Below are 16288 nucleotides of genomic sequence, written 5' to 3'. Positions count from 1 at the left end.
TATGTGTGGGAATGTAAAAGATATGTGAAGAGAAATAATGGGTGGGTTTATCGTTAAAGCAATAGGGGGGCGGGGAAGGGCTATTCGATTGATGGGTTGAAAATAGATAGTTGGCTAAGTTACTAGTTTTAGTTGAGAATTATTAAGATTGAATGAGGCGGTGTAATAAAGTTGCGCATATTTGGAGGCGGGTTTGGGTGGTTAAGGTATATGGGGGATAGGACTGTCAGCCAGATCTGCCCAAAGTGGACGCCGGCTCGGTGGCAGTTGACAAGCTAAAGCGGACGCTCCGGATGTGCACCCTCAAGTGTTAGACTTGCGGTTTTGCCCGTACTCCAAGGAGTTATTGCGTGAACACGGAAAATCATTCCCAGACGGCTGCGTTTCTATGGTCCATTGCCGATCTGCTGCGCGGTGACTTCAAGCAGTCGCAATACGGTCGCATCATCCTGCCATTCACCCTGTTGCGGCGGATGGAGTGTGTCCTGGCGCCAAACAAAGACGCTGTGGTTCGCGAGTTCTATGCTCAAGAAGGCCGCCCGGACACCGTACGTGATATGTATATGATGCGGGCCGCAGGTGGACAGCAGTTCTTCAACGCCTCGCCACTGACCCTTGGCACGCTGTCAGACACCCAAACCTCCGCCGACCTGATGAGCTACGTGCAGGCGTTCAGCAAGGATGCCCGCGAGATTTTCGAGCACTTTCACTTTGAAGATTTCGTTCAGCAGCTGGAAACCGCCAACCTGCTGTATCAGGTGGTGCAGCGCTTCGCCGCCACCGATCTGAGCCCCGAGTTCATCAGCAACTTCGGCATGGGCATTATCTTCGAAGAGCTGATCCGCAAGTTTGCGGAAAGCTCGAACGAAACCGCCGGGGAGCACTTCACCCCGCGCGATATAGTCCACCTCACCACCTCGCTGGTGATCACCGATCAGGACCACAAGCTCGCGCCCAATAGCATCGTCACCATTTATGACCCAACCGCCGGCACCGGCGGCTTTCTGTCCGAGGGCGATGAGTACATCCAGTCCATCAGCGAGAAGGTCAGCGTGTCGCTACACGGCCAGGAGCTTAACCCTGAGTCTTACGCCATCTGCAAGGCGGACATGCTGATCAAGGGCCAGGATGTAGCCAGCATCAAGCTCGGCAACACCCTGTCCAACGACCAGCTTGCCGACAAGCGCTTTGACTTTATGCTCAGCAACCCGCCGTTTGGCGTAGAGTGGAAGAAGGTCCAGAAGCAGATCACCGACGAGCACAGCCACAAGGGCTTCGAAGGCCGCTTCGGCCCCGGCCTGCCGCGCGTGTCCGACGGTTCGCTGCTTTTCCTCCTGCACCTGGTCAGCAAGATGCGTGATCCGCGCGACGGTGGCTCGCGCATCGGCATTATCCTTAACGGCTCGCCGCTGTTTACTGGTGGCGCGGGTTCGGGTGAGTCGGAGATTCGCCGCTACCTGCTGCAGAACGATCTGGTTGAAGCCATCGTCGCGTTGCCCACCGACATGTTCTACAACACCGGCATCGCCACCTATGTGTGGATTCTTTCCAACCACAAAGCCGCTGCGCGCCAGGGTAAGGTGCAGTTGATCGACGGCAGCCAGCACTACGCCAAAATGCGCAAGTCGCTGGGCAGCAAGCGCCAGTACATCACCGAGGATCAAATCAGCGAGCTGGTGCGTTTGTATGGCAGTTTCGAGCACAGCGCACAGAGCAAGATTTTCCCCATCGACGCCTTCGGCTACCGGCGTATCACCGTCGAGCGTCCGCTGCGTCTGAACTTCCAAGCCAGTGACGAGCGCATCGCCAAGGTGCTAGAAGAAAAAGCCCTGCAGAAACTCGACAGCGCCGCCCAGCAGCAACTCATGGCTGCCCTGCAAGCGATGGACGCCAGCCAGTTGCACCGTAACCGCGAGCAGTTCAGCAAGCTGCTGAAAAAAGCGCTTACCGCGCATAGCCTCAGCCTCAGCACGCCGGAGCTAAAAGCCCTTATGAGCGCCCTGGGCGAGCGTGACCCCGAGGCGGATATCTGTACCAGCAAAGGCCAGCCGGAAGCCGATGCCGGCCTGCGCGACAACGAAAATGTGCCGCTGGGCGAGTCGGTGTACGACTACTTTCAGCGCGAAGTCATCCCCCATGTGCCAGATGCCTGGATCGACGAAAGCAAAACCGATGCGCTGGACGGCGAGGTCGGCATTGTCGGCTTCGAAATTCCGTTTAACCGCCACTTCTATGTGTTCCAGCCGCCACGCCCGCTGGCCGAGATCGACCGCGACCTGAAAGCCTGCACCGACCGTATCAAGCAGATGATCGAGGGGCTGTCGGCATGACGTTCCCAGCGTATCCGGGCTACAGGGACTCCGGGGTCGAGTGGCTAGGGGCGGTGCCATCGTATTGGGAGTCTTGGAAGATATCTCATGCATTTGGGGAGCTTGGTAGCGGCACCACACCACCCACTAGTGAAGCTGGGTGGTATGAGGATGGAACCGTGCCCTGGGTGACTACAGGCGAGCTGAGAGAGGGTGTTATTTGGGAGACCAAAAAACTACTTTCATCTACTGTTCTTTCTGCTTTTTCAGCGCTCCGACTTCATCCTGCTGGCTCTTTAGCTATCGCTATGTATGGCGCAACTATTGGAAGACTTGGAATCCTTGGCGTTGATGCCACTACAAATCAAGCATGCTGTTTGTTGACTCGGCCGAAGTACTTGCATGTCAAATTCACGTTTTATTGGCTGCTCGTTTTTAAGCAAAGCATCATCGATTTGTACGCGTCAGGTGGTGGGCAGCCGAATATCAATCAAGAAATTATTGCCAATCTAAAAGTTCCAGCTCCTGGAATCCCTGAACAAACCCAAATCGCTCGCTTCCTCGACCACGAAACCGCCCGCATCGACGCGCTGATCGAAGAGCAGCAGCGCCTGATCGAACTGCTCAAGGAAAAGCGCCACGCAATGATCTCGCACGCCGTCACCAAAGGACTCGACCCGAATGTGCCGATGAAAGACTCCGGAGCACAGTGGTTAGGCAAGGTACCGACGCATTGGGAAGTAACAGCTCTAAAATATGTAGTTAGCCACCTCGAACAAGGATGGAGCCCTCAGTGCGATAACTATCCAGCTGAAGATGGTGAGTGGGGTGTATTAAAAGTCGGCTGTGTAAATGGCGGCCAATTTAACTCTGCTGAGAACAAGCATCTACCCGTTGAGCTTGAGCCAGTAGAGAGACTAGCGATCAAGCAAGGCGACCTATTGATATCGAGAGCGAATACTAGAGAATTGGTTGGCAGTACCGCTGTTGCGACAAAAGATTTCCCGCGACTGATGCTGTGCGACAAACTTTACCGACTGCGTCTAAACATGGAGCGGGCTATTCCCGAATTTTTGGCGCTGTATCTCGGATCAAACGCTCCTAGAAGTCAAATTGAATTGGCTGCGAGTGGCGCAAGTGACTCGATGCAAAACATCTCGCAGTCAGTCGTAATGGATATGACTCTTTCACTCCCGCCACTTGGCGAGCAGAAGAACATTCTGCAGTTTCTAAGTGACATGCTAAAAAAATTAGATGACCTGATTACTGAGACCGCTAGTCAGCGTTGCCTGCTCCAAGAACGCCGCTCCGCCCTAATCTCCGCCGCCGTCACCGGTAAAATCGACGTGCGCGGCTGGCAACCACCGGCTAGCGCGCAAACCCCAGAACTAGAACAAGAGGCCGTGTAATGGCGGATAGCAAGGAAGCTCAGTTTCAACAAGACATTATCGACGCCCTAGCAGCCCTAGGCTGGCTGGTCGGCACCGCCAGCGGCTATGATCGCCGCACGGCGCTGTATACCGAAGATGTGCTGGGTTACTTCAAGGACGCCTGGCCAGAACGTTGGGACAAGTTCGCCAAGGCCAACCCCAATGATCCGGATGGCGTACTGGTGCAGAAGCTGGTGCGCGAGTTGGAGCAGAGCGGCACCCTGGATGTGCTGCGCCACGGCTTTAAGCTGCCGGCGGTAAAGGTCGAGCTGTGCAGTTTCCAGCCCGACCACGGGATGAACCCGGACACCCTCAAACGCTACCAGTGCAACCGCCTGCGCGTGGTGCCGGAGGTGTCCTACTCGCCGCATGCGTGTGATGCCGCTAGCGGCGGGCAGAGCTACAACCCGCGTCTGGATCTGGTGCTGTTCGTCAACGGCATCCCCACCGCAACGCTGGAGCTGAAAAGCGAGTTCAAGCAATCGGTGGAAAACGCTAAGCGCCAATACCGCCAGGACCGTCCGGTAAAAGACCCGCTAACGCGTAAACCCGAGCCACTGCTGACCTTCAAACGCGGCGCGCTGGTGCACTTTGCCGTCGGCCAAAACGAAGTTGCAATGACCACCAAACTGGCGGGTAAAGACACCTTCTTCCTGCCGTTCAACCTAGGTAGCGCAGAAGGCGGCGCAGGCAACCCGATGCCGGAGGACGACGGTCAGTACGCCACCAGCTACCTGTGGCAACGGCTGCTGCAGCCGGATGCCTGGCTCAAGGTGCTGGGGCGCTTTCTGCACCTGGACAAGAAAACCAGCGAAGGCTTCGACGGCACACCGGTAACGAAGGAAGCAATGATTTTCCCGCGTTACCACCAGTGGGAAGTGGTCAATAAGCTGATCAACACCACCCGCGCCGAAGGGCCGGGTAAGCGTTATTTGATCCAGCACAGCGCCGGCTCAGGCAAGTCCAACTCCATCGCCTGGACCGCTCACCAACTGGCCTCGCTGTACGACGAGGCCGGTCAGCGGTTGTTCAACTCGGTGATCGTGGTCACCGACCGCACGGTGCTGGACAGCCAACTGCAAAACACCATCTACCAGTTCGAACACGCTCAGGGTGTGGTCAAGCCGATCAGTCGCGATGTCGGCAACCAGAGCAAATCCGAACAACTGGCCGAGGCGCTGGCTGAGCAGACGCGCATCATCATCGTCACCATCCAGACCTTCCCGGCGCTGTTCGATGCCCTGGACAAGTACCCCAAGCTGGCCAGCGGGCGCTATGCGGTGATCGCCGACGAGGCGCATTCTTCGCAAACCGGCTCATCGGCCAGCAAGCTGAAACAGATTCTCGGCAGCGATGCGCTGGATGCCGAAGAAGTCAGCGCCGACGAGCTGCTTGACGCCGCCGTACAGGCGCGCCAGCCGAACGAGCGCATCAGCTACTACGCCTTTACCGCCACGCCCAAGGCCAAGACCCTGGAGCTGTTCGGTCGCCCGGCCGACCCGACGCTGCCGGCCAGCTCAAGCAACAAGCCCGAGGCGTTTCACCTGTACTCCATGCGCCAGGCCATCGAGGAGGGTTTTATCCTCGATGTGCTGCGCAACTACACCACCTACAGCACCGCCTGGAAAATCGCCCACCCGGATGGCGAAGACGACGAGGTGGACAGTAAAAAGGCGCGTATCAAGCTAGCCCGATGGGTGCGGCTGCACCCGTACAACATCAGCCAGAAGGTCGAGGTGATCGTCGAGCACTTCCGCGCCAATATCCGTGGTCTGCTCAATGGGCAGGCCAAAGCGATGGTCGTCACCAGCAGCCGTCAGGAAGCAGTGCGTTATCAGTTGGCATTAAAAGCTTATGTGCAGCAGATGGGTTACAGCGATGTGCATCCGCTGGTGGCGTTTTCCGGCAGCGTATTACCGGACGAGGAAATCCCCGAAGAGGTGACGGAAAATAGCAGCCTGCTCAACGCGGGCCTGAATGGCCGAGATCTGGCGGACGCTTTCGACACCCAGGACTTCAACGTGATGATCGCGGCCAACAAGTATCAGACCGGTTTTGATCAGCCCAAGCTGTGCGCCATGTACGTGGACAAGAAACTGCAAGGCGTGGACTGCGTGCAGACCCTGTCGCGATTGAATCGCACCTTTGGTAACAACAAACAAACCTTTATCCTCGACTTCTTCAACGAGCCGCAGGACATTCTCGACGCCTTCTTGCCGTACTACACCAAGGCCGAGCTGACCGACGTGACCGACCCGCAGATCATCTATGACTTGCAGAAGACGTTGGATGCCGAGGGCATCTATCACTGGCAAGAGGTCGAAGCTTTTGCCTTAGCCTTCTTCGATCCTAAGGCGCAAGCCAGCAAACTCAGTTATTACTGTGCGCCGGCCAAAGAGCGCTTTGCCAAGCGCTATGCCTTCTCGCAGGAGTCTCGTCAGCAGGCACTTGATTACAAACGAACCGCCGAAGCCAATGGGGATAGCGCCGGCTTGAAAAAAGCCGAGCACGCATTGAAAGAAGCTGGCGAGCAGGTCGATCAGCTCGACCTGTTCCGCAAGAACCTGCAAAGCTTTGTGCGCCTATACGAGTTTCTTTCGCAGATCGTGCCTTATGAGGACCGCGAACTAGAGCAACTGTGCGTGTACGCCAAGCATCTGCACCCGCTGCTGCGCGTAGATCGTCTGCTGGAAGATGACGTGGATGTGGGGGAGCTGCAACTGAGCCACTACCGCCTGAGCAAGCGCGCTGAGCACGTGCTGCGTCTGAACGAGGAAACGGGCAAATACACCGTCAAACCCGGCAGTGACGTTGGGAGCGGTAAGCCGCATGATCCGGAGAAGAAGCGCTTATCCGAAATCATTGAGGCGCTTAACGATATCTTTGGTGCTGAAGTGAGCGACGACGACCAACTGCAGTTCCTTACCGGCATCGCCCAGCGCATCAGCCGCCAAGCAGATGTGATGGCCCAGGTAAACAATCATTCGGTTGATCAAGTGATGCACGGCTTGTTTCCCAAGCGCGTCCTCGACACCGTGCTGGACGCCATGACCGACCACGAGAAGCTGTCACTGGAAGTATTGGACAACGAAACGAAGAGCCGCGCGTTTGCGCTGGTGATTTTGAAGATGCTCAAGACTGCGGCTGCCGTTGATGAAAACCGCGCGGACGGAATCTGAATCGGCCGCCAGAATTAGGGAGTAACCGTGGCAATTCCGGATTTTCAAAGTGTGATGCGCCCGGTGTTAAGCACCGTGCAGAACGGTGCGCCGCTGCCGCTCAATGAGCTGCGCGAACGGATGGCTGACCAATTTCAATTGACCGAGGACGAACGCAAGGAGCGCCTGCCGTCTGGTCAGCAGACGGTAATCAACAACCGAGTGGGCTGGGCTCGTACCTATTTGAATAAGGCCGGGCTGCTGTGCATTCCGGTTAAAGGCATGGTGCAAATTACCCCGCGTGGTCTTGATGCGTTGACCAATGGCCCGCAGCGCATCACGGTGAGCTGGTTAAAGCAGTTTCCCGAGTTTGCGGACTTCCATACGGCCAAACCGCAATCAGTCGACGCGCCATCCCTGCTGAGCGTTGGTATCGCCGAAACCACGCCAGACGAGCAGTTGGCTGAGGCGCATCAAGCACTGATGCAGTCCCTGGCAGATGAGCTGCTGACGCAAGTCCGGCTGGCCACCCCCCGCTTCTTTGAACAATTGGTGGTCGATCTCATGATTGCTATGGGATACGGCGGCTCGCGTAAAGAGGCTGGCAAAGCGACCCAAGCGACCAACGATGATGGTATCGACGGCATCATCAAAGAAGACAAGCTAGGTCTCGATGTGATCTATCTGCAGGCCAAACGCTGGGCCAATACGGTGCATCGTCCGGAAATCGACAAGTTTATCGGCGCATTGACTCGCCAGCGTGCGCGTAAGGGCGTGTTCATCACCACCTCGGAGTTTTCCGAAGGCGCCCGCACTGCGGCGCTGGGGCTGGATATCAAAGTGGTATTGATCGACGGTATTGAGCTGGCGCGGTTGATGGTGGAAAACAACTTGGGTGTGAGCGTTAAACAGGTCTATGAAGTGAAGCAGCTGGACAGTGATTACTTCGCTGAAGAGTGAGTCGCAATGCTGGTGGCCGGCTTAGTCGCGCAGCTAGGCGATGGGCCTGAGCGGGCATGAGAGCTGCCTGTGACCCGTTTTGGTATTTCAAAAATTGGCACGAGAAAGCCTGGGATACCATTTGAAATACCCAAACGGCTGGGGCTCAGAAAACTCCACGGAGCCCCAGTAGCGCTTAAACCCTTGATTTTGCTGGATTTCAGGCACAAAAAAAGACGTCCGTGGACGTCTTTAGATGATGAAGTGGTGGGCCGGGGTAATCTGAAACAGTTCTTTATGCTATTGATTAATATAATAAACTCTTGTCCCAGGTTTTGACTGGAATACCAATTGGAATACCTCAAAGTATCCTGTTAGCTCTCGGGTGTATCCGAGGTGGCAATTTTTTCGTATCTATGATTAGCAGGGACCTTCGAAAATCTGTCGGGATAACAGACCACAATCGATCTGAGCTGAAAGTTGCGACAGGCAAAGCTGGCCACTAGTTTGCCGTTCAGTTGGTATTGGCTGTAGGAAAAAAGCTAATGTTAGAGTCCGCATAGAAAATCCCGATGGCTACTATTTATTGCGCCGGGCAGAGGATAGAATTTGTGGTAGTACCTCCGAACGGTTTGCTTTTGTGGCTGGCGCTTCGCGTTGTTATATCGGAATTTAGTCCGCTGATAGAAGTCAGTCCGAGCTCGCCACATCCTCGAACGAATTGCGGAGTTAATGGATTTTCGTTTGCGATCCGCCCAACGTGATAAGCAGATTGCTCGGAAAACCGTTGTCATTCGTTCCTTGGCGGAGTATGTACGCGCCAGACACGCTATCTCACATTGCGATGTAAGCTTTTTTGGCTTAATAGAATTCCTAGAATGCTTGCAGAGGAAAATAATTGAAAAATGGGATATGTGGATTGTGCAAAAGACAGGCAATTCTCAAGAAAAGTCATTTATTGCCTAAATCGGCCTACAAAGTACTTAGGTCCTCAGGCGCTAAGTTTTCACCACCAACTAAAGTTGAAATTGATCGGAAAAGATTTGTAAAAACGGATCGGCAGATAGTGGAGTATTTTTTATGTGGAAAATGTGAGCAAACATTCTCCATAAGAGGTGAAGACGTAGTTTCAAAACTTTGGGCTAGAGGAGAAAAATTTCCGCTTCTGGAAATTCTTCAGCTGCTTCACCCCGTAAGTATTCGTGGCGAAAATTATGGATATGCAACTGAAGATTTGGATCAATTTATTGTCAGGTCTTTACATTATTTTGCGGTTAGCGTCGTATGGCGTGCAATAAAATGGCCTGGTGAGGATTGTAGCTTTGGTGGTGCTGATGTTCGAGTTAGTTACGAGAGCTTGAGGCGGATCGAAGAGTACCTGTTGGGAGGATGTATCAATCTCGAAAATTCTTTAATAATGATTTCTGTCAATAAGTATGATGGGTTGAATGATATAATATCAATTCCATCATTTCACGCTGGGGAAGAGTTCAACTTTTTTGAATTTTACATTTTAGGTCTGAGATTTAGAGTTTTTTTAAATTTTCGTTTTTTTGAGTCAAAAATAAGAATTATTGAAAATGGGCTAAATGTCATGATCATGACTGCGGATCATGGTAATGAACCATTTATAAAAGAGGTCGCCAATTTCTTTTTTAAAAACAATATAGGTTAGTGTTATTCTGATTTTCAGTTAAATCTTTTCAATGTATTGTATCATGATTGTAGCTTTACTTTGGCGTGGCTCAGAGGCGTATAGTACGTCTTCAAAGCCAGGCGATTTTGTAGGGCTGGTAACAGGGAACTGTCTGGAGAGTATAGGCGAAAGAATACTAAGTTTCACCAAGATAGTCTGAGTCGAGTTTGTATGTGGAGTATTGTTTTGTTTCTATGACACCCAGTCCGTACTCTATCATCAGTTGTGCTAAGTTATTTCCATCAATTAGCGCTAAGTTTTTTTGCTGCTGTTCTTTTTCTGCAAAGTTGATTGCGGCCCTCGAGAATTTTGATGTGGTTATAAAGGCCCCTCTAACACCGTTTTTCATCGCGCCAACAAAATCCCTTATTTGGGAAGCCTCAACTGTACGGTTGTATGCATAGCGTTTGACTTGAACATAAATTCTATCGAATCCTAATTTATCCAAGTGGATTTCACCATCAATACCACCATCTGCACCGGAAGGACTGTGTTTAATTGATCCATTGATCCCGTAGCCCATCTTTAGCAATAAGTCGAGTACTAAGGATTCAAAAACTCTAGGTTGTAAAGTTATTATTTTTCCTAGGAGTTCCTGTTTTGTCTCGGTAATATGTCTTTCATGAGCTTGCTGGAGGTGTTCTTCCGGGATTTTATCTTTGCTTGTAGTAGTAATAGATACAGAGGTTTCAATATTTTTGATTAGTCCATACTTCCCGCTTTCTGCCTGGAAGAAATACTTACGTGGCATGGCTGAGGGAAATGCTAGCCCTTCACAATGCCTACGTATTTGCTGGCGGACCACTCCTACAGGAGATTGTGTATTGAATCTGTAAAGTTGTTTCTCTTCTATTTTTTCATAGATTTGCTGAGCTGAGAGGTCGTCCTTATTTTGGGTAAGGATATTTACAATGGCCTCGACAATGGTCCTTGGACGATTCATGTTGACTCGACTTCAGTGAAGTTTGGAAAGTATCTATAGTTGTCCCATAATGCGTCAATATCTTTATCTGTGAAGATTTTCTTTGAGAGTTTTTCTCTGTCAGGCATAGTCTCCATGATATGTCTAATTTCCTTTATTGTTAAATTTGGCGTTTTTATCTCAAAGGGCGAGTCTCCGCTTCTGTGAAAGTAAAGTTCATTGAATCTGCAGTCGGAGTGAATTTGGGTGTCGCTTTCTTTATAGAAAGTAAAAGCGATTGTTGCCATTTCGCAGCCGTCGGCATACCGAAAGAATAATACTTGCTCTATAATTATTCTGTCTTCGGGAGGTAGTGCAGTGTTTCTAATTGTTATTATTTTTTGTATTTCTTTTTTTAAGCATTCTTTTAGAAATATTGCTAGTCTTTTACTTTGCTTCCAACCTCTGGTATCTATGCCTGGCTGAACGTAGGGCTTTCCAACTAAATCTACAAGTTTAGACTCTATATCTTCAGGTGGGTCATTCTGGTGCGAGCCGGAAATTAATGGAGAACAATTGAAACTAGCGCTATAGATGCTTCCGCTTTCAATGGTCCCAGCGATTATTGCGGCATCATCAAGCATGTACGGAGAGAATGTCCCGTCATAGTCAAGCCAATAAATCTTTCTTCCAGGTTGGGCGGAAAGTTGCGGTAGTATTTCCGTGGATCTGCCAAACTTCATTTGAATGGAGGAGTATGGCTTGTTGAACTCGTATCGTTCAATATTAGTTGTGTCGGCTTCGATGCTTATTAAGTTTTCTATCCCCAAATGACGATGGAATAGAGAAAAATCTACGAAGTATTTTGATCCGAAGCCGATATATTGATAGTCCCTAAGAGGCGCGTGGTGACGGAGGCAGCTAAATACATCTCGCATCATTTTACGCTCAATGCTTTTGGCTGGTCGAATAGAATAATTTATTTTTCTGCCGCTATTACTCATCTTCGCACTCGTACTGGTAGTAGTAGTCGAAAGTTAGCTTGCCAACTTGGGTGGCAGTTTTTACGTTGAGAGATTCTTTGGCTTTTTCAAGCTTGTCATTCGAAATAGTGTAAGTGATCGATGTGTGGTTTTTGTCTGGCTTTGGAGGGATAATTTTTTCGGGGCGTATAAATTTTTCGGAAAACGGCGCGTCTAAAATTCTAATGGCGTCTGCCGCGGCTATGCTATTGGCCAGAGGTGTTACTTCTATTAGCTCCTGATCGCAATGGTAATTTTCCTCAGTACGTTCTCTTAGGAACTTCAAGATTGGCTCCATGCACTGCCCCATAAGGAGTAAGGCATACTTATATACTTTGCTGTCACCATCCACGCCCGTTTTGGTAGTAGTCCAAGGTAGTTTGGATGCGTCTTCACAGGCGAATTCAACTAGGCCTCTGAAGAAGGCAAAGTCAGTATGAAACTTGCTTGCTCCATTTTTTCCCCATCCAGTCTTTTCTGTTTGATCTGCTTCTGCAACTAGCCGACCATTGCATACGATGTACCAACCACTGTCATCTTTGTTTCGGTCCGATAGGCCGCAAGTTATAGTTATATCCACATTTTCATATGTGAATTTCTTTTTTATTAGGCTTAAGTCTTTTGAGTTTTTTATTGTTATGTCTTTGCTTTTTATTAAGGTGTTGTTGAAGTAAATCTTAAAGCCGTTGTTTATTTGCTTGAAGTAGGCTGAAGAGATTTCCCTCATCAAGTTGTTGAGGTAGGGTTCTTCGGAGAAATTTTCGATCGTCTCCTCTTTTAGTTTGGTTACTGATATTTTCGTTTCTCCATTTTTTAAGTCTGAGTCTTCAAGTATATTAAAATAAAAGTGCCACTCATCAAGGTTTACCCACTTCTCTACGTCGACACTTACATTGTATGCGGTGTGATTATGGTTTGACTCAACCTCGAACTTAGTTCCTAGCTTAAATAATGTGCGCTTCATACCAACCCCAAACTGCCCTACAGAGTTTGGAGTGTCTGGCGCATCTTTGGGGCGACCAAAACGGAAGGCGTAACCCTTTGCTTTTTCTAAGTCTAAGCCGCCACAGTTGTCCTTGATCTGGAAGCTTTCTTTCGTCGCGGTTATTATTATTTCTGGGTTTTTTAGGTTGTTTTGAATAGCGGAATCTATGCTGTTGTCAATTAAGTCAAGTATCGCTCGGTCAGTTGCAATGTCACGCGTCAACATGTTGATGAAAAATTCTTTGGTGGGATTTGCCTTTATTATGTTTTTATCTATCATATATGTTTCACTTTAATGAAGTTGTCTGTAGCCGCTGTTCAGCGCGGTGCGAAGTAAACAAGAATTTAGCTGTGCGATGGGTAGAAGCTCTCGCCCGGAATATAGTAAAATTGCGCGCGCGGTTGTACACTTCTCTTATGAGGAAAATCAAACTCTTAGGCAGGTTCAATGATTCAATGCAATTCGATCTAACTTCGACACAATTCTGTGAAGATTGTAGTAGATCGGGGCGATGTGATGCTACCAGGTTCAAATAGGGTGGTTGAAATCGTCGGCGGTTTGGTCTGTTCCATTGGCCCACAACCGTGCGAATCTTGATCATGGCCCCGAAAGGTGTGACTGGTGCGTACCAAAGTTGGGTGATGGTGCGATCGAAATCCATTTCTAGTCTTCCACGAATCCCTAGCTCCTAGAGTATTACCGAAAAACCGTGTAATGGCACGAAGCTATTGTGCAGTTGAGAGATGCTCGCTCATGGAAGATGCAAGAAATGCAACAATCGGATCCGTAGCTGGGCACACCGGAGGTTTGCAGTCGCTTAGCTCTTATGCAGGCAAAATGCGCTTTGATGAGCGATAGGTTGCTAATTCACCGGCATCGTAGGTAGCGTTGAGCCTACGTTCGAATCATTACCGGACTTGAGTTTTTCGTTACACACGAAGATTGAGCGCGATGGCTACCGCTGGATGGTTAGCTGCGTCACCTGCGTATTCATACGAAGGCGTGCCCCATTGTGAGCTGGATGGCAGTTGGCTATAGCTTATGTAATCAAAGGCATGTACAGGCGCTTTACCCTTTAGGCCTGTAAATGCCGTTCACGACAGCATTTCCTGCTCAGACCGGTCGTCTGAATTATGCTGACAAGGGCAAATTTGGGCTAGCTAGCTGTACGTCTGGATGACTGCTCTTGTTTGTCTGTTGAGAAGCAAACATGGTAGGCTTTGCAGCCATGACTAGTCCTTTTTCTTACACATTTCCTGCGATCCGTGGAGTACAAGCGGGGCGGGAGTATTACGTCTCGATGTGCCCGCTTAGGCTTTTGGCGAAGCTATTTGTCTTTGACAATGAGGAGTTGATGCCGGAGCTGAGAGCGCAGCGCTCGATCAACCGCTCACGCATTCCTGAAATTGCACGATACATCGTCTCCAACTCGGGAAGCTACACATTCTCTGCCATTACGGCGTCCATCGACGGTGGCTTAAGCTTCGCTCCAGTGAGCGAACGCGATACCAATCACTTTCGTATGGGGACGTTGACGGTCGATATGGACGCCAAATTCATCGTCAACGATGGGCAACATCGGCGGGCGGCTATCGAGCTGGCTATTGAAGAGCGACCTGAGCTTGGTGATGAAACCATCGCGGTTGTGTTTTTTCATGACCGTGGACTGGAACGTTGTCAGCAAATGTTCGCCGATCTCAATAGGCACGCCGTCAAGCCTTCAGCTTCGTTGAGCGTGCTTTATGATCACCGTAACGCGGCAGCTAGTGTGGCTAAGCATTTGGGGTTGACCTCGCGAGTGTTCAGGAACTTGATAGAGTCGGAACGATCGTCACTGTCCAAGCGTTCCCGCAAGCTGTTTACCCTAAGTGCGCTTCATTTCTCCATTTTAGAGATGCTCAGCGAGCAGGAGTTGGAAGATTTCTCTGCTGCATCGAAGAAATGCAATGAGTTTTGGGAGGTTATTGGCGACCAAATCCCGGAGTGGATATACGTACGAGAAGGGCGGATGACAGCCGGAGAGGTGCGCCAGGATTTTATCCATTCGCACGCAATCGTACTTCAAGCTTTGGGACGCGTTGGGAAATTCATTTACAAAGCTGGAGCAGGGCAGCCCAACCTGAAAACCGTTTTCAGCAACCTGCGTGAGATTGATTGGTCTCGATCTAACATTAAGACGTGGGAGGGGCGCGCTATGATTGGCGGAAGGATGGCGAAAAATAGCCAAAATATCACGCTCACGTGCAACGAAATCAAACGCACACTCGGACTTCCTTTAAGCCCTGAAGAGCAAATTATCGAAAGCGCCTTTGCTGCTGCCCGCCAGTAAGGCTCTACGCTTCACATCGGAAAAATTATGACCACGCCTCCCGAAACTATCATTGAAGAAATTCAGTCGCTTTACCGCTCTGATTCCATGCCCTGGATCGTAGGTTATAGCGGCGGTAAGGACTCAACGGCGTCACTGCAGCTAATATGGAAGGCTGTCGCGGCTCTCCCTGCCGAACAACGTACCAAAGATATTCATGTCATCAGTACTGATACCTTGGTCGAGAACCCAGTTATTGCGGCTTGGGTTGATTCATCACTACGAAGTATGAAGGTCGAGGCGGAGCGGCAGGGGCTGCCAATTCATCCTCACCGGCTTACTCCCAGCATCGAGCACCGTTTTTGGGTCAATCTGATTGGCAAGGGTTATCCCGCTCCGCGAAATCGTTTCCGTTGGTGCACTGATCGCTTGAAGATAAGTGCTTCCACGAAATTTATTCAGGAGCTGTCTGAGGCTAATAACGAGGCAATTTTAGTGCTCGGTCAGCGCCGAGGCGAAAGCCAGGCGCGTGACAAGGTGATCGAAAACTACAGTGGAAGTACTCGCGATCGTCTGAGTCGTAATCGTGATCCCAAACTTTCTCGAGTTTGGGTTTACCTTCCTATAGAAACCTGGACTAGCGATGACGTCTGGATGTACGTCCTGACTGATGAAAATCCTTGGGGCGTCGACAATCAGGATTTGTTCAGCATCTATAAAGGAGCAACTCCTGATGCTGAATGCCCGGTAGTGGTCGATAAATCGACCCCCAGCTGTGGTGACAGTCGCTTTGGGTGCTACGTCTGCACCATGGTGTCGCAGGACAAGTCCATGCAGGCCATGATCCAGAACGATGATCAAAAGTCATGGATGAAGCCGATTCTGGACTTCCGCAATAATTATTTAAGCGTACAGGATTGGGATGTCCGGGATTTCAAACGCATGAACGGCCGCGTAAAACTAATGGGCAAGGGAGATACTGCTGAGCTTATACATGGTCCGTATTTGCAGAGTTATCGAGCAAAGCTGCTGGAAGAGCTACTGCGTACCCAGTGTGCGTTGCGGGATGCCAAAGTCCCAGGACATGTTCAAATCGAATTAATCTCCCTCGATGAACTTGATGCCATTCGACGCATTTGGGTTGAGGAAAAGGGCGAAATCGAGGACTTAGTACCGGAAATCTATGAGCGCGTTTTCCTTGAAAAATACCCAGGGCGGGCAATGGAGCCTGTTCCTTTGGAAGCAGAGGACTTAGCGTTATTGAGCGAGGTCGCGGCAGAGCTCGATCCGGAGGCTAGTGAACAGCTTTATCAACTCACTCGCAACCTGCTCGCTGTCCAGTTTCAATCCATGCAGACCCAAAAACGCTCTCGCCATTTAGACCGTTTGGAGGAAGTTCTCAAGGCCAACGCATTCCGTACAGAGCTTGATGCTTTAGAATTCGCTAAAAGCACTCGAGACGAAAGTCAGGATGAGGCAAGTACTAACGACGAGCTAGAACTAATCCCTCTGGCAGTAGTAGAAGTGGAAGAGACGTAAG

Annotated in this window: 10 protein-coding genes; 7 read left to right on the top strand and 3 right to left on the bottom strand. The window is 50.4% G+C overall.

Features of this window, described 5'->3' with window-relative positions:
* Positions 1 to 350: 350 nt before the first annotated feature.
* The 5 genes from KZX66_RS08625 to KZX66_RS08605 all read left to right on the top strand — a co-directional run bounded on the left by KZX66_RS08625 (position 351) and on the right by KZX66_RS08605 (position 9511).
* Positions 351 to 2330 (top strand): class I SAM-dependent DNA methyltransferase, encoded by a 1980-nt coding sequence (locus KZX66_RS08625; RefSeq protein WP_248078334.1) that lies wholly within the window; start codon positions 351 to 353, stop codon positions 2328 to 2330.
* Positions 2327 to 3718: a restriction endonuclease subunit S gene (locus KZX66_RS08620; RefSeq protein WP_248078332.1), complete on the top strand. Its 1392-nt coding sequence runs from the start codon at positions 2327 to 2329 to the stop codon at positions 3716 to 3718. Before KZX66_RS08625 ends, KZX66_RS08620 begins: the two co-directional genes overlap by 4 nt.
* Complete coding sequence (locus tag KZX66_RS08615; protein ID WP_248078330.1) at positions 3718 to 6918, top strand: DEAD/DEAH box helicase family protein; 3201 nt, start codon at positions 3718 to 3720, stop codon at positions 6916 to 6918. The genes KZX66_RS08620 and KZX66_RS08615 overlap by 1 nt, the downstream gene beginning before the upstream one ends.
* Before the next feature lie 27 nt (positions 6919 to 6945).
* The gene (locus KZX66_RS08610) at positions 6946 to 7857 is read left to right on the top strand and encodes a restriction endonuclease (protein WP_248078328.1); all 912 of its coding nucleotides are present in this window, start codon (positions 6946 to 6948) and stop codon (positions 7855 to 7857) included.
* A gap of 877 nt (positions 7858 to 8734) precedes the next feature.
* Positions 8735 to 9511: a hypothetical protein gene (locus KZX66_RS08605; protein WP_248078326.1), complete on the top strand. Its 777-nt coding sequence runs from the start codon at positions 8735 to 8737 to the stop codon at positions 9509 to 9511.
* 157 nt (positions 9512 to 9668) lie between these two features.
* Here the strand turns inward: KZX66_RS08605 and KZX66_RS08600 are convergent, their stop codons facing one another.
* The 3 genes from KZX66_RS08600 to KZX66_RS08590 are packed head-to-tail and all read right to left on the bottom strand — an operon-like array spanning position 9669 to position 12719.
* Positions 9669 to 10475 carry a restriction endonuclease gene (locus KZX66_RS08600; protein ID WP_248078323.1) on the bottom strand — a complete coding sequence of 269 codons (807 nt, stop codon included), beginning with the start codon at positions 10473 to 10475 and terminating at the stop codon, positions 9669 to 9671.
* Positions 10472 to 11437, bottom strand: coding sequence for an O-methyltransferase (locus KZX66_RS08595; RefSeq protein ID WP_248078321.1), 966 nt, complete (start codon positions 11435 to 11437; stop codon positions 10472 to 10474). Before KZX66_RS08595 ends, KZX66_RS08600 begins: the two co-directional genes overlap by 4 nt.
* Entirely contained in the window at positions 11430 to 12719 is a 1290-nt protein-coding gene (locus tag KZX66_RS08590; RefSeq protein ID WP_248078319.1) for an ATP-binding protein, read from the bottom strand. The genes KZX66_RS08595 and KZX66_RS08590 overlap by 8 nt, the downstream gene beginning before the upstream one ends.
* Positions 12720 to 13668: 949 nt before the next feature.
* On the opposite strand from KZX66_RS08590, the gene dndB reads away from it, so the two are divergent.
* Positions 13669 to 14769 carry a DNA sulfur modification protein DndB gene (gene dndB / locus KZX66_RS08585; RefSeq protein ID WP_248078317.1) on the top strand — a complete coding sequence of 367 codons (1101 nt, stop codon included), beginning with the start codon at positions 13669 to 13671 and terminating at the stop codon, positions 14767 to 14769.
* Between the two features lie 27 nt (positions 14770 to 14796).
* A complete protein-coding gene (gene dndC / locus KZX66_RS08580; RefSeq protein ID WP_248078315.1) occupies positions 14797 to 16287 on the top strand; it encodes a DNA phosphorothioation system sulfurtransferase DndC in 1491 nt (496 codons plus the stop codon).
* Position 16288 lies beyond the last annotated feature (1 nt).

The organism is Pseudomonas sp. EYE_354, from assembly GCF_023148575.1.
Taxonomy (GTDB): domain Bacteria; phylum Pseudomonadota; class Gammaproteobacteria; order Pseudomonadales; family Pseudomonadaceae; genus Aquipseudomonas.
This window is presented reverse-complemented; position numbering and strand designations above follow the sequence as displayed.